5 protein-coding genes are annotated in these 18,770 nt (G+C 35.8%); all 5 read right to left on the bottom strand.

Annotated features, from left to right (window positions below; genetic code table 11):
- A partial coding sequence (locus AWE51_RS15290) for a cellulase family glycosylhydrolase (RefSeq protein WP_157766124.1) occupies nucleotides 1-1,875 on the bottom strand: 1,875 nt, incomplete at its 3' end.
- A gap of 96 nt (nucleotides 1,876-1,971) precedes the next feature.
- Nucleotides 1,972-5,373: a PKD domain-containing protein gene (locus AWE51_RS15285; protein ID WP_082832466.1), complete on the bottom strand. Its 3,402-nt coding sequence runs from the start codon at nucleotides 5,371-5,373 to the stop codon at nucleotides 1,972-1,974.
- 426 nt (nucleotides 5,374-5,799) lie between these two features.
- Nucleotides 5,800-12,756, bottom strand: a complete 6,957-nt coding sequence (locus tag AWE51_RS15280) for a PKD domain-containing protein (RefSeq protein ID WP_066315002.1) — start codon at nucleotides 12,754-12,756, stop codon at nucleotides 5,800-5,802.
- A gap of 158 nt (nucleotides 12,757-12,914) precedes the next feature.
- Nucleotides 12,915-15,776, bottom strand: a complete 2,862-nt coding sequence (locus AWE51_RS26170) for a cellulase family glycosylhydrolase (RefSeq protein WP_082832465.1) — start codon at nucleotides 15,774-15,776, stop codon at nucleotides 12,915-12,917.
- Between the two features lie 67 nt (nucleotides 15,777-15,843).
- Nucleotides 15,844-18,770, bottom strand: a 2,927-nt coding sequence (locus AWE51_RS15270; RefSeq protein WP_198403835.1) for a glycoside hydrolase family 48 protein, incomplete at its 5' end; no start/stop codon positions are given.

The following is an 18,770-nucleotide window of genomic DNA, read 5'->3' as shown; positions in this document are numbered from 1 at the left end:
ATCCCAAGAATATGTGATCGCATCACCATTAGGATCTGAAGAAGCACTAGCATCAAAACTAACTTCTAATGGGGAAAATCCTGACTCTGGAGTAGCTGTAAATGAAGCTGTAGGTGTATTATTAGTTGTTCCATCACTAGTAAACGTTATTGTAGAAAAATTAAATGCTCCATTATCGATAAACATTCTCATTACTTGTTCTCCTGAAGTAAGAGCAACATTTGATATTTTATGCGGAACAAAACTTGTCCAACTACCTGTTGTTGATACTGTCTGGATACCTGTAACATCTTTACCATCAAACTCTATATGATATTGTCCGTTCGAGTTTTGAGAAGCAACTAACACCTCAACACTATAGGTACCTGCTTCTGCGACATCTACAGTATATTCTATCCATTCTCCTACTGCAGTAAAACCGATACTTCCACCATCTCCAGCTGTTTCTGTATCTACATCTTCATCTTGTCTTATTCCATTTCCTTCATTTCCAGAAGAGATATCATGATATGCTACTGCTTCTCCACCTAAATCAAAACTATCAGCTTTGATTTTTCCCGGAACAGCCTGAGGTAACCCGTTTACATATGGTATTTGTGGAGGAAGAGGAACTGTAGCATAAGTAACTGCTATTGTATGATTTTCTTTTACACTAGAAAATGTATACGTACTAACGTCCCCTACAGAAACACCATCCACAAGAACGTCTTTAATTTTGAAACCGATATTAGCTTTGATATCAAATATTTGATTATCATTCTCAGAAACTACGACAGTTCCTGAGGGTGAGATTGACCCCCCAACTTCTGAAGACGCAGTAATAGTATAAGTTGCTCCACAAGCAGCAATAGTACCATCTATCATAGATGCTGGTATTATTGATGTATTCTTTATAGAATTGATATCTGAAATGCACATTTCCTCTGCAAAAGCCGTAGCCCAACTTCCGAATTTACCATCAGTAGTAATATCTAATTTACTATTTGGAGATCCACAATCATTATTATTTACTGCTCCCCAAGACCAAGATAACCAGCCTATTCCTTCTTCTTGTAATCTTTTCATCATTTCTTTATATGGAAAACTCTGTCCACATGCTACCGGAGATGCAACTACTTGTGGACCTTCACCAATGATATAAGGTAACTTCTTTAATTTAGCATCTTCAATCATAGTATTTAACCGATCAACCTTAGCTTGATCATCTCCATTTGTCCAATAAGTATGAACAGCAAATATTATATTGTGTTTCGGGTCAAATTCTAGTAACTCATTTCCACCTTCCAAAAAATAACTCTCTCTATTTCCATATCCCCCACAATCAATCATTAGCGGCCCATCAATTCCTGCATCACGTAATTGTGTGATAGCATCTTTATAGTAATCTACCCATTGTGCTGTAGATTCAGATCCATTTCCAACTTCGTTACCAATATTTACAATCAACCATTTCTTATATTTTTGAATTGTAGATAAAACTGCTGGTTTTTTCCAATAGTCTAACAATTGCTGTAGCTTACTAAAATCCCCTGTTGCATCGTGTAATTCGGCAACGGGTATCATATTATTCTTTATACTATTATCAATTAATTTATCAAGTTCTGCTTCTGCCCCTTCAGTAGTCCATACCAATCTCACTGCATTAGATCCGGTCTTTGCTATTTCTGGCAGTATTGTTTCTCCTGTTCTATCTTGTGACCAAACAAACATTTCATTAACTCCCCGCATTACTATTTCTTCATTACAAGAAGAATAGATTTTACCTTGATCTACGCGAATCGTATTTTGAGAGAATGAGGTTTGATGACTCATTCCAAATACGACCATACCTATGATCGATACTATTTTTAAAAATTTAATTTTTATCGTATTCATAATTTAAAATTTACCATAACAATTTCCAGATATACCGCAAAGAAGTGTTTAAAAAAACTTTTCTTAAGAGTACATCCGGAAATAGTTAAAACTCTATTACTTAATAACCTGCTTAACAGTCATATTTTGACCTTGTCGAATCTGGACAAAATAAATCCCTGATTGTAATTGCGTAAAATCTAACTTTACCATATCGGTATCGTTTTGGACTTGCTTTTCATAAAATATTTTTCCAGAAAAATCTGTTACTTTAACACTAGCATGTTTAAGGCTTGAATTTGTATTTAATGTCAAATCATTAACAACTGGATTAGGAGAAACAGTTACTTTTAATGCAGTATTCTCTATTTGTTGACTCTTAACTGGTGCAACTGGTTCTGCACCCCATATTAATCCACCGCTACGATATAATGTGATTTTATCATGTGTTGTATACGATGTTTTTGAACTATCATAAGAGTAATCATTTGTTTCGTCAAATCCACTCCAGTTTGCTTTTGCAAATCTTGTTTGAATATCTCCCGAATTCGTTAATCCAGCTATAGTACCTGCAGTTGCATCAAAAGAGATTTCCAAATAATCTACTCCGTTGGCTTCTCCAAATACACCTTTGACATTACTAGTTCCTAATTGTGCCCAATCACACCAAAAATTTAAATCTTTATTTTCTTCTGAAGTAAACCAGTATCTTATTGTAAGATCACTATAGGCAACAGCCGTATTTCCATCATTTACTATTTTTAAATGTGGATTAATCATATTATCAGACGAGTTTCCATTACCTCCATCTCTATATTCTAATGAAATATCTGAAACTGGAAGTACATCTTGCACTTGAATTGTTATGGTATCAGTATCCACTCCACCTAGACCATTATCAACTTGTAGTGTTACCGTATAGGATCCAATAGCAGTAAACGTATGAATTATGGTCTGTCCTGTACCCGATGTTCCATCACCAAAATCCCATGAATAACTTAAAGTATTATTTGACGGATCAACAGAACCAGAAGCATCAAAAGAAACTTCTAAAGGCACAGTTCCAGAAGTTACATTTGCAGCAATATTAGCAACAGGATTTCCGTCACTTATTATAATTGTTTTAGTACTACTATCTTCTAATTTTCCATCGCTTACTGTGAGTTTTACTTCAAACTCTCCGACTGTAGTAAACTCATAAGAAGTAGTAACTCCAGTTGCTGTATCGCCATTTCCAAAATCCCATGCATATGTTAATGGATCATTATTTGCATCTGTAGATGTAGAAGCATCAAAGGTTATTAAAACTGGTGCAACTCCACTACCTTGACTACTTGTAAAGGCTGCTACAGGAGCAATATTGGGATCATTAACTGAAATCGTAATTGTTTCTGTATCAGAATTTCCATTACCATCATTTACGGTTAATGTTACTACTTTATCACCAAAATCGGTAAATTCATAGGTAGTTGTAACTCCTGTTGCCGTATCACCATTTCCAAAATCCCAAGTATAGGTCAATGCATCTCCATTAGGGTCTGTTGATCCCGAGGCATCAAATGTAACCGATAAAGGCCCATTTCCTGATGTAGTTGATGCCGTAATAGCTGCGGTCGGCGTATCGACGGTTGTACCAGGTTCGATACCGCTAATTAACTTTCCGTTAAGGTATAATCCTATTTTTTCCCACTGAGCAAATTCTTTCTTAGTACTATCATAGGAATAATCATTGGCTTGATTTGTTTCAGAATACCTGCTATTTGCAATTTTAGCTTCTACTCTACCAGACCCTGCGTTTCTTCCTAATATTCCTGTTGCAGGATCAAAAGTAACTTCAAGGTAATATGAATTACCTTCAACCTGTACAAACTTTCCTTTTACATTACTATTTCCTACTACTGCATAATCTGTAGAAAAAGTTAGTGGTAAATCTTCTTCGGTTTCGAACCAATAACGAACACTAATATCTGAGTAAGAAACTCCTTGTGATGAGTTATTAAATATTCTAAAGTGTGGTTTTATAACATTACTTAAAACAGCTGTAGAAGCATCTTTATATTCTAATGTTAATACACCTTCTCCTCCAATTTGAATATTTCGTGGTGTTGATGTTTTTTTAACAGGATTAATTCCTGTACCAGTAGCGATAGAAGTTATTGTATACTGCCCATCAGGAAGTCCTTTGAGATCAAGTTCATAAGGAGCGATAGCATCTTCTCCTACTAAAACACCATTACTAAAAAACTCTACTTTAGCTACATTTCTATCTTCATTAATTAGATTAGCTTCGATATGTACATCACTTCCTGAAACGTATTTATCACCAGATTTTGGAGACATCAAGGAAAGATAGATAGCCTCACCTCCCGACATTTCGTCCATTTTAAGAGCATGTTCTTTATATATCCCTACTTCAGTATCTCCTTCAAAAACTCCAAATTTGTCTCGTGGTGTTTTATTATCAGGAAACCACCAGAAGGCACTTGCCCCAATTTTTTCTTCTTCTATGAAACGATACATTTCTTCCCACCACTCAAAACGTTCTTGTATTTCTACATTAAATTCTCCTATATACAATGGTTTTTTGATGATGTTATGAGATTCGTCTGCCCATTGTGCCATAAGTTTCATGGTTTGTTCTAAGGTAAAATTTGACCAGCTTTCTCTTATGTAAGGGTGAGCAGATGTAAAATCTATAAATGGAGATTGATGAATTTTAATAAAATCATTTCCTTCATCTCCACCAAAACCATATTTTGCACCATGTGCTTCTAAACCTGTTCCTAAAAGATGTTTTGAATCAATGGATTTAATAAATTCTCCCATATCATCTACCCACGCTCTTAAAGTATCAGAAGTTAGATCATCTCCAAAACCTTGGTATCGCGGCTCGTTCATTAACTCCCATGCTAAGATTGTTGGATCATTTCTATATTCTACTCCATCATAATGATTAACACGAGTAATAAAATATTTTACGTAATCTTTAAATCCTTGTACTGCAGATGCATTTGTAAAAAACTGCCCTTGATCATGTGTCCCTGCACCAGCAACATCGATACCTTCCCATTTAAGCCGATCTTTGATTCCTCCATAATCGTTCCAGTAGTTTTCTAGGGCTACAATTAATTTAATACCATTTGCTTCGGCAGATTTTACTACATAATCAAATAGAGCAAACTGCCCTTCACTATACACCCCTTTTTGTGGTTCAAAACCATGCCAATCTTCATGGCTGAATCCCCATAAACGAACTACTCTCACTCCGTTCACATATAATCTTCGCATATGCTCATCGATACGGTCTTTATCCATAAACTGAGTTTCAATATCTCCACTTGAAGATCCATAAGTAAAGAAATCGTATACATTTGTTCCAGAAAAATAGTATGGTCTACCATCTAGCATAAATTTTTCACCTTCGGTATATACAAACCCAGGAGTTTGAGCCTGTAGATAATAGCTTGCGCTCAATAAAAAGCAGCAATAAATAAGCAAGTTTTTAAGAATGTTTTTCATAATTGTGTAATTAAGTTAAGTCACTAATAATTTGTGTTTTAAGAAATTTTACTGATTTAATTAAGGTAGACTTATTTATATGCAGTTTCACCCATATAATGATATTGGTATGTATAAGAGGGGGGTAAGATTAACTGTCTTTGATCATATACAGAGGCACATAATATTTACTATTAAAACCTTTAATAAATTCAGTTATTGTTTATAAATTGAAGGGGAATACAGGCATATTTCCTATCAAAATAATACTATAAAGGTAATTTCAAAATCCTCTAAGTTGTAATACTATTTTATCATTTAATACACTTATTCTTAAAGTATTCTTCTTTAAAACCATTATATAAACCAGCAAAAACAGAAAGCAGTCAAGAGAATTTTTAAAAAAATAAAAATACTTGACTGCTAACCTATATAAATATGTTTGTGTTATTTAATAACTTGCTTGATTATAGTATTATTTCGTTTACGAATTTGCACAAAATAAATTCCACTTTCCAGAGTATTCATATTTATCTGTACTTGTTTTGAATTTGTTTGAATCATTTGAGTAGACAATACTTTTCCGGCAATATCAACAATATTAATAACAGTACCTCTAAAATCTTGTTCACCTACCAAGGTTAAATTATCTATAACAGGATTAGGAAAAGCTTTTATTGTTTTAGCATTATCAATAACTGCTTTTGTAACAACAGCTGTGGTTTGGCAATTCGGTGCATTACCATTATTACTGAAATACAGCGTAAAACCACTATTTGATACCAATACAAAGTTATCACCATCTACTGTAGCGTTATACACACCATCAAAATTTGCAATCCCTGTTCCTGAAAATGTTATCGCAGGTTGAGTTTCGTTAAAGTTTTGACTAGTTATACTTGCTGTTAAATCCAACCACCATGATGGATTACCATTGTTCGTATTCATAGATAACTGGTACAGTCCATTATTTGTTAAGTTCCAATTTATAGTAAAATTAGTCATATTACTCAAATCCGGTCCTCCTGTTCCTAAAACATGAACTTCGGTATAACTTAAGTTCTCTAGAGTTTGTAACGCTGAACTTTGAGGGGCTCCAAAACTACAGCTATCTGTACTTCCAGGATCCGTTATTGTAATAGTGCTTGTTGTACTATCTGTTGTTCCTACTGCATCTAAAACGCTTAATGTAACAGTATATACTCCAGCAACACTAAATTCATGAGAGGCATTTACTCCTGTAGCGGTAGTATTATCTCCAAAATCCCAAGAATATGAGGTAATACTTCCTCCTGTACTTGTTGAAGCAGATGCATCAAAATTAATGATAGCAGGAGCAACTCCTGTACTTGCATCGGCAACAAAAATTGCCTCTGCAATAGGTGCATTTGGTTCATTTGCTGTAATTGTAACTACACTAGAAATATCAGAGTTTATACCATCACTAATAGTTAACGTAACCGCATAAGATCCAGATAATGAATATGTATGTGAAGGATTTGGCACATCACTTGTACTTCCATCTCCAAAGTCCCATGTATAGTTAATTGTACTTCCTACTGGAAATACTGATGATGAAGAATCAAAATCAACTACTAATGGAATTGTACCTGATACAGGTGTAGCAACAAAATTAGCCTCTACAGAAATTGCTGGCGAAAGCACTTTAATTGTTGTTGTAGCTATATCTGTTTTACCATTACCATCGCTTACTGTTAAAGTAACAATTTGGTCTCCAACATCTTTAAACTCGTATGAAGTAGTTACTCCTACAGCTGTATCACCGTTTCCGAAATCCCAATTATAAGATAGTACATCACCGTCCGGATCAGTAGAACCTGAAGCATCAAAAGCAACTGCTAATGGCACCATACCCTGTGTGGTATTTGAAGTTATGTTTGCCCTTGGTTTACCGTTAGTATCTGTTGGGCCTCCTGATGGCTCTAATCCCCAAACTAAAACTCCTTTTCGATAAAGTGTTACTAAAACATGAGGGGTTAAAGCTCTTTTACCACCATCATAAGAGAAATCGTTACTTTGATCATGTGCTTGAAATCCTGAATGATGTAATCTAGTCTGAATCTCACCGGTTTTTCCGTTTGCTGCCAAACTTCCAGAAGAGGAGCCAAATCCAATCTCAAGATAATCATGCGTTCCTGTAGTATTAAAACTTCCTGTTGTACCAGTTACTGCAGAATAATCTGTGTTAAATACCATTGGTACATTATTGTCTGGAGTAAACCAGTATCTAATTTTAAAATCTGCAAGATTAACAGCTTCTGTCGCCTCACTTACTATCTGAAATACCGGTTTTAACTCTACAGTGCCTGCTGAAGTGCTATTATCACGATATTCTAGACTAAAAGGTGTGTCTGGCAAATTACTGAATCTCTTATCTACCGTAACAGTAATTTCGACAGGATCTCCAGTTACTGTTCCATCTGCTTTGGCTAACACTAATTTTATAGTATGTTTCCCTTCGGCAAGATCGGTAACAGGAATAGGTTTTATTTCAAAAACAGATCCTTGTTCAACACCATCGATAAAATATTTAACATGTTGTCCTCCCGGTGCAATATCCCATTTAAAGGTTGAAAATTCTATATCGAAACTGGTTCCTATTAAACCTCCATCTGTCGGAGATTGAATGATTGCGGTAGGATCTTTTGGCAACTGATCTTTTGTAACAATAACAGTAATTGTTTCTCCAAGATCGGTGAGTGAATTATCACTACGTTCCATTTGTAACGATAATTCATGTGGTCCTTCTGTTAAAACAGTAGGATCTGTAAGTACTCCACCACTACTAACAAGACCTCTATCTTGCCCATCAATTCTAAACCTAAGCTTATATTGTTGAGAAGGTATAGACCATCCTTCAGTTTTGAATCTAATCTCTAAAGGTGTATTAACTAATTCACCATCTAATGGAGATTCAAAGAACACATCAGGCAGGGGGCCTATGGGGACATTGGCATCCCCGCCATGAAGTGTCCATAATACTGCCGCATCATACATGTTTAATCCATCATCGGTTAATAAATGCATGAATTGGTCTCTTAATGGGAAAGCTACTCTTCTTGAAGGTATATCAAGACTTGCTTCATATCCAAATAAAATTGGTTTTGTTCCTGCTTTGGCAACCACAATAGCATCTGCTGTTGGATTTCCAAAAGGAAGACTTTGCGTAATGGAATACAAGGCAGTGCTTGCCTTTGCTCCAGCCGCCATTGGATGTGTTGGATCAGAAACTGTAATAGTTGAAAACCCTTCTGTTGTAAATCCAAAACCTGTATTTAACTCACCCGTGGTTAGTTTTAACTTACCATACATAAAAGGATTCCATGTCATCAAAGGTACTTTGGCAGCCTCAAGATCATTTCCTAATTCTCTAGGATCTACAGTAGAAGATATCAATGCCATATCGAACGGATTTGCAGACTGCGGACTTGTAGCTTCTTCATCAGAAAACAATGTTATCTCAAAACCTAATTTTTGCTCCAAACGGGATTTAATACGTTGGTCTTCTGAAGTTAAATTATTCTTATCACCTACAACAAACATTACCTCGATCGTATTTTTATATTTTATACTTACTTCTGGAGTTATAGAAGCTGTATTTCCATTGTTATAAAAAACCTTGGCGGTTATTGTATATGTTTTCCAAATAATTGGAGTCCATGTAGACTCAAAAGGTGCTGTAGTCACCTCTTCGACTAAAGCATTATCTACGTAATATTCAATTTTAGTAATACCCGTAATATTAGTATCTACGCTTAACTTAATAGGATCAGCCTTATCGATAGCGGTTCCATCTGAGGGAGATGCAATTTTTAGTGTTTGTTGTGTTGCCGGCGATACAGCTGATCCATCTATTTGTTTAAGGTAAGCTTCTAATTGCTTCATTTGCGTAGCACTTAAGGTGGAAGTGGCGCCATGAGCATCATTGGTATTATATTTTGTAAATATTTCTGTTAGTGTTTTGGCAGAACCATTATGTAAATATGGTGCTGTTGCCCAAACATCTTTTAATGTAGGTACATCTAAGGCGATTAGTTTTTTACCTAATCGACCTCCGCTATTTGCTACAATGGTTCCTACATCATGCATTTTACCAGTTTTACTATCTGTAAATGCTTCACCACTATGACAAGAGTTACATTTTAAATCCTCGAATAAAGATTTTCCTGCAACACCATCTGTAGTTAATGTTCCGTTAGGATTACGATAAGGGCTAGGATCAAATGTATTTAGTGATTCTATATAGGCTACTAAAGCGTCTAAATCTGCTGATTTTCCTTTTTTAGTATCGCCTAGAGATAACGCAGTTGTTCCTTTGTTAAAATCGGCATCACTCATAAACCCTTGACCATTAAAATGGAATCGAATATCATTTTCAAAATCCTGAATTTCATCAAAGTTTGCACTCCAGTGTACTCTACCATGTTCAGTTCCTGCTCTACCAACTAAAGAGATTGTATTTCTTAATCCTTCTCCTCTATCTGTAAAATCCCAGGTACGCCCATCTTGCGTACCATCACTATGGCAACTTACACAACTTATATATCCATCGGTTCCCATTCTTAAATCTGCAGCATCGTAGAAAATTTGTTTTCCTTTTAACACAACAGGAGAAAGAGTTTCGGTAGTAACTGTATTTATTGTTGATAATTCTTTAAGGGTATTACTTCCGTTTTTGATCATATCAGATGCGTCAAATACAGAAACAGTACGGTCCATAAAGTTTTTTACAAAAACACGATTTGTTGTTGGATCAATTGTTAATCCTTGCGGTGCTTTTCCAACATCTTTCTTTAATAATTCTAATCCTCTTTTTGGATCTATAACAACTATTCTGTTATTACCTTGCATGGTCACAAAAAGGTAGTTACCTGTTGGTGTATAAAGTGCTGAAGAAGGTTGTCCGTGATTATCAATATCTAATCTCTTAGTAAGTTCTTCTTTACTCGTACTTAGGTTTATAGGAGAAATCGCTGTACGTACAACGTTATCAAAAACTAAAGGTTTTCCGTCTCTTGCTAGCCCACGTAGGATATTATCTTTTTTACCTACTGACCAAGCCGATGTATTATCTGGATGAATAGTTATACCCGCAATATAATTAGGTAATCCTCTACCTTCATTTCCATTATCTACAGTAAAATCATCTATTGCTAATGCGATTGTATTTTTTAATGTAAAAGTATTTAGGTTCACTTCCCAAACTTCTCCTGCAGCGTCTTCAGAAATAAATCGAGTCACCAACAATTTTGCTCCATCGCTTGTAATAGCCAATGCTCTTGGAGTAGCACCTATATCTAGAGATGCTTTTATTGTATTTGTTGAAGGGGCTAGTTCTATGATTTTTCCTGATCCAAAAGCAGATACAAATCCACGACTACCGTCTGGTGTGAAAACGATACCATAAGGGTGTGATCCTTTTGATAAAGCTATTTTTGACACTAAAGTTCCATCTGTATTTAATACATATACCTCATCAGAATCTCTACAAGAAATCCATGCTTTACCTGTATTATCTAATGCAACATTTACAGGATCTTGTCCTACTGTTACTTCTTTGATAACTTTTAAATTATCGGCGTTTATAAGAGTAACCGTATTATTATCTGGATTTACAGACCAAGTAATTCTATTTGTAGCATCTACTGCTATAGGTCCTGACTGGGTAGGTAGGGTTGAAGCAGTTCCAGATACTACAACAATAGATTGGGAACCTACAACAAAGCCCCCATTATTATCTGAAACTTGAACCTGAACAAGATAATTACCAGCTTCAGTATAGGTATGTGAAGCTGTTTTACCGATCCATGCTGTTTTTGGCGAACCATCACCAAAATCCCATCTGTATGCAAGGGTATTTCCGTCTGCATCCGTAGCACTTGCAGTAAAATCAACCGCATTGTTTATTGCTACAGGAGATGGGATATTTAAATCTATTCCTGTAATCTCTGGAGCTTGATTAGATGTATCTCCTCCTGTGGTAAAATAGAAAATATATTCTTCCATCCCGTTACCAACAGCATCTTTGATTCCTCCTTCAACAAATTTTACTTCATAAGTTGTATTTGGAAGTAATTCTTCTTTAGGAGCATAATTAACTACTTGATATGAGGTTGTAGTTACATCACCTTTTATAGGTGCTCCTCCTAAAGGGCTTACTTGTATTGTTTGATCGTTTAAGGTAAGATCATCTAATGTTTCATTTATAACAAAACCTAATGTTGTTGCTTGCGGCTGGTTTATAGCACCCGCAACCGGAAAATGATGTCCTACTGTTGGTGGTTTAATATCCAGTCCGTCTTGATGGGCAAAAATAGAAGTCTTACCATCTCCACTTGCTACAAGAATATGCCCAATAGGCATCCATTGGTTATCTATAAATTGAAGTGTTTCATCGCTAGATGGAGGGAAAAATTCTTGTTCAACCTCCATTTTTTCAAAGTTGAATTTTACGCCTCTATCAAATCTTCCTGAGAATCCGTACTCATCCTGAAAAATCATATAACGCCCTAGAGTTATTTGATCAGAATGTAAACTGAATCCTCTTTTAACATTTGTTGGGTCACTAATATCAAAACCTACTAATGCATCTGGTCCTTGGTTACCGCTCATAAAGACCAAGTAATTTCTCCATAATTGGATTCCTGTACTGTACTGTTCATGTGGAATATCACCACCAAAAGAACCTAGAAATTTAATATTTTTAGGATCTCCAAAATCAAACACACTAATATCTCCTGTTTGGGGAGCATAAAACACATAGTTTCCTACACGAACTACAACATCGGGTAAAGAAACTGTTGCAGGAATGTCATCTACTTGCGCTCCTGTTCTCATATCGAAAACTCGACTACCATCTATGGTATGCGGAAACGTTTCTAGGTTATCATAATTTGATTGGCCATCTTTTACAGTATATAATATATCTGAAGATGTTACCGGTTTTCTGTTCAACATATCAGAAAGATCCAGATATTTATAGCCTGTACCTTCTACTTCTGGCACAGAATACTCTCTATAAAATAAATCTCCTTCTAATTTCCACCATCTGTGACCATTATTTGCAGCGTCACTAAACTGTATTCTTTTTGGTGCTGTTGGATTAGATACATCCCAGACACCTGTTCCTGCCTGACCACTCATAAACAAATAATTACGGTGGTAGGTATTAATTCTGTCTCCTTCCGGAAAATTGGCTAAAAATGTTCCTGCCGGCCAGGTTTGCGTAGTCATTTTGGGACCTGCCGTGCCATCATATACTTGTCTAAACGACTTAATAGCAACACCTAGTGTAACTAATAATACAATAACGCAAAGCTTGCGAATATTGTTTTTTACAAAGGTGAAAGCCCAACTTTTTGTAGTATGCTTTTTTGATTTCATAAGTAAGCGATAAGTTTGTGTAGAATTGGTTATAGGGTTTAGTTTTTTTCTTATTCAGAAAAAGTTCATATCTCACTCAAATCATTTTTTAAAAGAAGGAAGCTATTTAAAGCCCCATAGCTTCCTTCAGATATGTCTAAATGGTTTTAAGAATACATTTACATCTTAGCTATTTTCATAGTTTGTATGTTTCCTTTCAAACTGTTAAACTGTACAAAATAAATTCCTATCGGAAGATCTGATGTATTAAGTTCTATTTCTTTCACTTTTGATTGTACTTGCATTGTTTTCATTACTTTACCAGCAATATTGACAATATTTACAGCAGTACCGTCTAAGAAATCATTACCTCTTATCACTAATTTATCCTGAACAGGGTTTGTAAGTGCTTTCACGGTTAATCCTTCTACTATTTGACCTTTAGGAGCATCTTCACAAACAGGAGCTGTTGCACTATTACTGAAATAAATAGTGAAACCACCACCTATTGAAACTAATGCAAAATTATCTCCATCTTGAGTAGCATAATATGATCCATCAAGATTAGAGAATCCAGTTCCAGAAAGTGTAATAGAAGGTTGTGCAGCATTAAAATTCTGAGTAGTGATATTACTTAACAAATTAACCCACCAGCTTGGTGCTCCATTATTTGTATTCATAGACAATTGCCATAATCCATTATTAGCAAGATCCCAATTAATTGTAAAATTGGTTACATTACTAAGATCAGGACCACCAGTTCCTAAAACATGAACATCATTATAAGATACATTACCAATTGTTGGTAATGCATTAGCCAAAGGAGCTCCAAAAGAACAATCTCCTCCTGATGATACAGGAATTCTGATTACCTCTATACTATTAGAAAGATCAAAATCACCGTTTAATGCTGAGATCAAAGCATCTGCAGCAAGCCCTGTGATAGCTCCGTTATAGGTTACATTATAAATAAAGCAACTTCCTACTCCAGCTCCATCAAAATCAACAGCTTCTGGTGTTGGTGGCAATCCAAGAATTTTACCTTGTGCATCAGTAACGATCCACTGATTTGTTTCTCCTACTGTACCTGTTAAAGTAACTCCAGAAACATTATCTGCAATACCATCACCTACTGTAAATGTGAAAGGTCCACCTGCAATGACTCCTCCATTAACTGTAGTGCCTTGCTCTTCTCTGGTTACTACAATAGAATTTGTTGATACTGAAAAACTACCATCTGAAAGGTCTGTTGCTGTTACATTTTTACCAATAACATTAAGAGTTCCTGTGTATGATAATCCATATACTTTACATATCCCTACAGAAACACCTTCAAAATCATGTGATGTTGTTTCTGTTGTTAAAACCTTTCCAGCTTCGTCTGTAATTAAATAAATATAATTAGCAGTTGCTGCACTTGTATTTGTAAATACGATTACATCGGCAATACCATCTCCTGTTATAGTCGTTACGGCAGTTAATCCACCATCTGTAGCCACTGTACCTCCATCTGTTACTACTACAGCATTTCTTACTACTTCAATTCTATTAGAAAGATCAAAAGTTCCTGATAATCCTGAAATATTTTGATTAGCAGCAAGACCGCTTATCGTACCATTATAGGTTACATTATAAATAAAACAACTTCCTACTCCAGCTCCATCAAAATCTACATCTTCTGGTCTAGCTGGTAAGCCAAGTATTTTACCTTGTGCATCTGTAACAATCCATTGATTTGTGTCTCCAACTGTACCTGTAATAGTTACTCCTGAAACATTATCCGCAATACCATCACCTACTGTAAAAACAAAAGGTCCTCCGGCAATTGTTCCTCCATTTACTGTTGGATTAGATCCACCTACTACATTTGGGATTAAAGGCGCAAAATGTGTTTTCAACACATCTAATTTCCATTGATTGACTGATGTCCAGTCATCTTGTAAAATTCCTCCTGTATCGCCAGAGTTAGGATTCATACTCCAAAATGTCCAAGAATAGATATCTCCCATAAAGTCTGTAAACTCTGTAAACCATGTGTAGGCGATACCTCCAAATGCATCCTGTTCTTTTATACCAAACTCTCCCACAAATAGTGGCGAAGTTTCTTCTTCGTATAAGTAATGATAGTTATCTTTCCATATTTGTGGCATATTTTGAGGAAAATCTGCAGCTGTAAACCAATCTTGTTGTGCTACTTCTGGTCCATATTCGTGAGCAGAATACATTAATTTACTTGGGTCAGATAATTGAATTGGGTATTTTCTCGCACCCATAAGTTGTCCACCCCACCAATATGAATTTCCTTCAAACTCTCCTACACCTTCTATGATGATTAAAACATTAGGATTTGCCTTTAAAACAGCATTTCCACAACGTTCTGCGGCTTTGTTCCAGTCTGTTGCCGGATTACTATTTCCCCAAGAAGAACCATGAGGCTCATTATTTAAATCCATTGCTACTACAGCAGAATAATCTTTGTAACGATCAGCAATAAAAACCCAATCTTTAATCCATCTTTCTTCTGAATATTCTGGTGTATACCAAACTTCTTCATTCAAAAAACCATCTGCAGCTCTAGAATGGTTATCAAGAACGATTTTCATATCATTTTCTTGACACCATTTTACAAAAATGTCCATTAATTCAATAGGTTTGGTCACTTTTGTCTCTTCCTCATTCATAGGAGATATTCCTGTATAAGGATCTGTACCATATGAATTAATTGCAATTGTTGATCCTGGATTAAGCATTTCATTGGCCCAAGGCACTCTTATGGTATTAAAACCAAGATCTTTGATCTGTTGTAATACACTTTTCATATCACGAGACCAAATCCCATGAGGAAAATAATTTTGGGTTTCAAAACCAAACCAATTTACTCCTGTTAATCGAACTTCTTTACCTTGAACGTCATATAACTTATTACCTTTTACGGTCAAGAAATTTTGCTGCTGTGCTGATATTTTTGATATCAGTCCAACTGCAAATATCACTACCAATAAAGCTAGTGACTGTTTTATATTTAAAATAGTGTTTTTCATTTCATTAGATTTTAGCAAAAAATTAAATATGAGAGAGGTTGTACAACCTCTCTCATATTTAATTAAACTAGTTTTCAATTATTAGTTTGCTTGAATTTCTTTTGTTAGAAATAACATCAAAAGTATTTACAATATACATTCCAGGAGCTAATCCAGTTACATCCACACGAGTTTGTCTTTCTACGTTGTCTATGTTCTGAACTTTAACTTTATTTCCTAAAAGGTTATATATTTCTACTTGAATTTTAGCACTCTGAGCACTATTTTTAGCTTCATTACTATTAACAGAAATTGTTACAAAGTTTTTAGCAGGGTTTGGACTCATCTTTACATCAAAAGTTGTTTTTGACGGAGCCGAAGGTGTCTTCGCATTATCTCCAAAGAAGAAACCGTATTCTGCATTTGCTAGAGCAACTTCCATTTGTGCCCAAGTTCTGTGGTAACGTTGTGTAAAATCAGTACCAGCATCATAAGCGGTTTTTAGTCTAGCATAATCTGGATCATTTTTTAATCCTGATCTAATATCTAAGAAAGATACTCCTGGCTTGATATCATCACCATTAGCCATTTTACCAGTAAATCCTGCAGGGATATGTACTTCTTCTTCAAAGATTCTTTTGTAGTCTCCTCTACTTTCAGGAGCAGAAACTCCTTTATCATCTCTATACGTCACCCACATTCTATCTAATACTTCTTTAGCTAAATCACGAGACTCAGCATCTACAGTACCGTACTTTTTAGTAGCTGCCGCATAATAGATAAGTGCTTTTGCCATAGAAGCTGCAACACCAAGATCTTGGCTATAACTTACAACTTTAACGCTAAGACCACTATTACTTCCTGGGCTTGCTGCATTCCAAGTATCTGGCTCACCAGTCCACTCTAGAGTAGCAGGGATTTCAAAATCATCGTTTCCGATAAGTTTCACTTCACTTTTTACCCAAGCAGCCCATTTATCCATTAGATTTTTAGCCATAGGGTCATTAGAAATATAGTAGTATTCTGCTACTCTTTCCATAGACCAAGCTTGCCATCCAAACCAAGTTCCACTTCCTGGATCGTGATATACAGGATCTTTATCGTACGCCATATCATAGAATGTAGATTTACCTGCAGGGTATGCACTGTAGTCTCCATTCCAACTGTTGGTAGCACCACCAGCGATAGCACCTTCTTTAGACTGTAACCAAGTATAGAATTCCATTTGTCTTTTAAGACTCTCGTTCCAATCTCTTGTACCATTTTGAGATTTCGGTTTTAGTTCATCTACCTGTGTTAATGCATATGCAGCAACAGGGTTTTGATATCCGAAATGACAGTGACTTGAACTGATTCTAAATGCCCATTGAGAAGCTGGATCTGCTGATCCTCCCCAAGACATGTACCAAGACATTAAGTAATGAGCACTATCATATCCAGTACCTGCTCCAGTCGTAGCACTTTGTACTCCAAGAGGCTTAAAGTACTTGTCAAACATAGAAAGTCTTAAGAAATCTCCCATTTTGGTAGCTTTATCTAAATCTAAACTTCCTAAACTAGCACCTTGCTCTTTAGCATATTCTTGAGCCCAGTACATTGCTTGTACCGCTCTTGCATCTGCATCAGGAGCACTTGTATATCTCCATTGCTTTGCATAACTCTGATCTTCAATAAAAATTGGTAAGAATCCATTTGTTCCTCCCCAGTTAAATGCTTCCCAAGATGGATGAGGTACAGTTTCATATACCGACTCTTGTTCTCCTCTTTGGAAAGTATTGATATAAGAAGGTGTACTTACACCATCACCTCTGTTTCCATATCCATAAAAGTTATCATTATCTAATAACCAGTGCATCTGGTAAATATCAGCGCCGTATGTTGATGTTAAATCCGAAGAAACCGGATCTACACCTACAGGAGCACTAAAATTAAGTGGTGCAGGATAGTTACTTGGTAATGGGAACTCACTTGCATAAGCTGCTGGTGAAGAAGGGTTGTATGCCGCATTAGTTGGCTGATCTGCTGTTGTAGGAATGATAAATTGCTCTATCTTATTCCAAACATCATTTACAGGCTTCCAATCTTTGGTAATTCTACCATTCATAACCTCTAACCATAACCAATATGAATACAATTCACTTGTAGACTCATGACCATGATCTGGAGCCTCAACAATTAAAGACTCTATTGAGTGATGTGGAGATCCATCTGCACTAAAATAACCATTTGCAGGGTCATAAATCTCATTCCTCATTTCAGTAAAACGATCAATATATATATTATCTCCTGTTGGTGGATCTATTATAATATCACCATCAGTTACTTTGATTGTGATTTTTGCTTGATCTTCTCCTCCGTTTCCATCTACTACTGTTAATGTAGCTGTATAATCTCCTTTAGTAGAATACGTATGTTCTGCTGTTACTCCAGTTGCAGTATTTGTGTCACCGAAATCCCAGCTATACGATAATGCATCTCCATCAGCATCTGTAGAAGCAGAAGCATCAAAAGTAACTAGTAATGGTAATTCTCCTGTAACTGGTGTTGCAGAAAGACTAGCAACTGGTGCATTATTGGTTGGATTACTTCCACCACAATCAGGTGCTGTAGCAGATGTACTAAAGTAAATAGTAAATCCTCCTGTTTTTGAAACTAACACGAAATTACCAGCATCTTCTGTTGCCCAATATTCACCATCTAATCCTGTAAATCCAGAACCTGCAATTGTAATCGCTGGCTGTGCTGCATTAAACGTTTGAGTTACTTTTGGTAAGAAATCATTATACCAATCTGGAGTACCATTGTTGGTATTCATAGAAAATTGATATAATCCATTATTTGAAAGATCCCAATTGATTGTTAAATTAGTAACATTATCAAGGCTTGGACCTCCTGTACCTAGAACAAATATATTCTCATACTTTGAATTAAGTGCTGGTAATGCATTAGCCAACGGAGCTCCAAAAGTACAATCTCCTCCTGTCGAAACTGGGTTTCTTACTACTTCAATACTAT

The organism is Aquimarina aggregata (genome assembly GCF_001632745.1).
Taxonomy (GTDB): Bacteria; Bacteroidota; Bacteroidia; order Flavobacteriales; family Flavobacteriaceae; genus Aquimarina; species Aquimarina aggregata.
The sequence above is the reverse complement of the archived record's forward strand: the minus strand, read 5'-3'. Positions and strand labels throughout refer to the sequence as shown.

Excerpts from the sequence above, each read along its gene's own strand:
- AWE51_RS15285 (WP_082832466.1), bottom strand. The coding sequence starts at position 5,373 with ATGAAAAACATTCTTAAAAACTTGCTTATTTATTGCTGCTTTTTATTG.
- AWE51_RS15280 (WP_066315002.1), bottom strand. The coding sequence starts at position 12,756 with ATGAAATCAAAAAAGCATACTACAAAAAGTTGGGCTTTCACCTTTGTA.
- AWE51_RS26170 (WP_082832465.1), bottom strand. The coding sequence starts at position 15,776 with ATGAAAAACACTATTTTAAATATAAAACAGTCACTAGCTTTATTGGTA.